Genomic DNA, 1899 nt, shown 5'->3' with positions numbered 1-1899 from the left:
CGCTAGTAGTTAGCGTTTAATAATAAATATTTTATTAAACGGTGATCTTCCTACAGAGGACTTTCACCTCATTAGTTCATGCCCATGCTGGGCGTACACAAGCTGTTGCACTCGGACTCGATACAGTTGTCGCGGTTTTTGCTAAAAGAAAGAGCGGCAAAAACAGCACCAACTTACCCGCCGGTGAACGAGGAGTTAGTTGCCCCGCATCCTAAATCACCGAATGGCACTTTCTATACCATGGGTGTTAGCTTGCTTTTTATTTATTTGTTGATGTATTTTTATGTTTAATTTGGAATGCAGGGTGATGAAATAAACCTTATAGGATATAACATATGTCTGCACGAACGGTTACACATAATAAAGCGATACATATTGTTGAAAAATCGATGACTGTCGATCAATTAATTATGATTATGTATAACTCCCCAACTCAAATCGTTTATGATCATTTTAAAATGGTTAATTCTCATTTAAAAAAACAATATGGTACAAGTTGGACAAATTGTTTTGTTATCTCCAGCTAACAGCAAAGAGTGTACTGTGGAAGAAGCTGAATTTTTAGATATAGCAGAATCTGTTGATCGCACACTCTTAAAGCTCGATAGTTCAGAGCGTCAAATTTTGGCAAAACGATATGATTTGTTGTCGAATGTTGCGAGCTATAACGGTTTATTGTTAGGTGTAAGTAATACGGCGTGGAATGCACATACTAGCTAAGTAAAGTCGATTTTAAAAGATTTGGAACGCGCTTATGTTAATAGCTTTAACTCTACTGGCAATTTAAATAATCAAAGCTTTTTTACTAGAAGAAAAGTCTATTTCCAACGTCTTGACAATGCACTCAGTCGATTCGGTCTGCCTGCAATGAGTGGGAGGTTGCTCTCTGGTGACGTCCGAAGCAATTTAGGGCTTAGTAGCAAAAGTATTGTTCATCAATGGAGTAAGCAATCAGGTAATGTAACGAGCATTCCTAATTTTGCTAAAAATTATGAAACTGTCGCTAAAATGTCACGAAATTTAAAGCGTGTCGGTTATGTTGGAATCGCTTTAACAGGAGTTGATGCTGTTGTTAATATCCAAAAAGCTTGCACTGTAGGTGATGCTGCAACTTGTAGTAAAGCTAAATATACTCAAACCGGTAAAGCAACCGGAAGTATTGGTGGAGGTTATTTTGGCGGAGCACTTGCATATGCTGGCTGCAATATTTTATTCGGCGTTGAGAGCTTCGGAACAAGTTTATTTTGGTGCACAATAGTTGCTGGTTCTGCGAGTGGCTATGTTGGAGGAAATGTACTTGGTTCACTTGGAGAGTCTGCTGGTGAAGAGCTTTATAAAGTGAATGGTATAAAATGATTTTTCTTAATAGTTTAACAAATGAACAAGTATTATTATTGGTTGTTTTTCCAATTGGTTTGATTTTTGGATTTGTTAGTTTTTGTTTTGTAATTTATTTAAAAATGAAATGGTTGAAATTAGTCGAAGATGAAATAGATCGTGGTTATTACTCTTTTTCATCCAATATTTTCTCTGCGGGGGTAGGAGTGTCTCGCTATGCCCTTATATTCCAATTTGATTGGCAAGCTAAACGTTGTAATAGACTTAAAGAGAGAGACAAAATACCAAAAGAAATACAGCGCTTATTTATTTTAAGCCATATTTTTTTGTTAATAGGTTTGGTGATTGCTTTTGGTGCAGCATTGCTGCATAGTTTTATATTCAATAGATAGCCTATTTGGAGCGCGGTTTGAAAGTAACGATCGTTCGGCAACTAACAACACGCCCTGAGGTGGACCGCAAGTAAAAATTAGCTAGTTATTGCAAATTTTAACAGCGGTGAGCCTCTTCGTTTCAGTGCTTCTAAATATTTTGACTCATCGTACGGTGTGTTGGTTTTCC

At 37.0% G+C, this 1899-nt stretch carries 4 protein-coding genes; all 4 read left to right on the top strand.

Going from position 1 to position 1899, the window contains the following annotated elements; translation table 11 throughout:
• Positions 1 to 335 precede the first annotated feature (335 nt).
• From KSO91_RS17080 to KSO91_RS17065, 4 genes are read left to right on the top strand one after another with little or no spacing between them, the layout of a single operon-like run.
• On the top strand, positions 336 to 527 hold the full coding sequence (locus KSO91_RS17080; protein ID WP_238744224.1) for a hypothetical protein: 192 nt from the start codon (positions 336 to 338) through the stop codon (positions 525 to 527).
• Positions 528 to 543: 16 nt separating this feature from the next.
• Positions 544 to 720: a hypothetical protein gene (locus tag KSO91_RS17075; protein WP_238744223.1), complete on the top strand. Its 177-nt coding sequence runs from the start codon at positions 544 to 546 to the stop codon at positions 718 to 720.
• A 21-nt stretch (positions 721 to 741) separates the two neighbouring features.
• Positions 742 to 1356, top strand: coding sequence for a hypothetical protein (locus tag KSO91_RS17070; protein WP_238744222.1), 615 nt, complete (start codon positions 742 to 744; stop codon positions 1354 to 1356).
• The gene (locus KSO91_RS17065) at positions 1353 to 1730 is read left to right on the top strand and encodes a hypothetical protein (RefSeq protein WP_238744221.1); all 378 of its coding nucleotides are present in this window, start codon (positions 1353 to 1355) and stop codon (positions 1728 to 1730) included. Before KSO91_RS17070 ends, KSO91_RS17065 begins: the two co-directional genes overlap by 4 nt.
• Positions 1731 to 1899: the final 169 nt, after the last annotated feature.

The sequence above is a fragment of the Psychromonas antarctica genome (assembly GCF_022267535.1).
GTDB classification, from domain to species: domain Bacteria; phylum Pseudomonadota; class Gammaproteobacteria; order Enterobacterales; family Psychromonadaceae; genus Psychromonas; species Psychromonas antarctica.
This window is presented reverse-complemented; position numbering and strand designations above follow the sequence as displayed.

Bases quoted from the DNA above. Each gene is read 5' to 3' on its own strand.
- KSO91_RS17080 (WP_238744224.1), top strand. From the start codon at position 336: ATGTCTGCACGAACGGTTACACATAATAAAGCGATACATATTGTTGAA.
- KSO91_RS17065 (WP_238744221.1), top strand. From the start codon at position 1,353: ATGATTTTTCTTAATAGTTTAACAAATGAACAAGTATTATTATTGGTT.